We start from the raw sequence: 393 nt of genomic DNA on the forward strand, positions 1-393 counted from the left end.
CTGAATCCCACGGCTCGCCATGGACGACCACTTGCCACCGCGCTTGTCACCATCGTCGCCCGCTTCCAGCACGCCGCCTGTTCAATCGGCAACCCCGCCCGTGGTGGTGGTCACGCGTCCGCGCGCACAGGCGCCCATGCTGGTGGCGGCGCTTGAGCGCCACGGCCTGCGCACGCACCAGTTTCCGCTGCTCGACATTGCGCCGACGCCCAATCTCGACGACTTGCGTGCCGCGCTGGGCGATCCGTCGCGCTATGCGCTGGTCGTGTTCGTCAGCCCCAACGCCGTGCAGCAGGCATTTTCCGCCATGCCGGAAGGCTTCCGCTGGCCGCAGGAAGTACCGGTGGCAGTAGTGGGGCCCGCGAGCGCACAGGCGCTTGCCACGCACGGGGT

1 protein-coding gene is annotated in these 393 nt (G+C 69.2%); it reads left to right on the forward strand.

What is annotated here, in order from left to right; all coding sequences use genetic code 11:
* Positions 1-100: 100 nt before the first annotated feature.
* Positions 101-393, forward strand: a 293-nt coding sequence (locus C5L13_RS28555; protein ID WP_205836906.1) for a uroporphyrinogen-III synthase, incomplete at its 3' end; no start/stop codon positions are given.

The organism is Neorhizobium alkalisoli (assembly GCF_002968635.1).
Classification (GTDB): domain Bacteria; phylum Pseudomonadota; class Alphaproteobacteria; order Rhizobiales; family Rhizobiaceae; genus Neorhizobium; species Neorhizobium alkalisoli.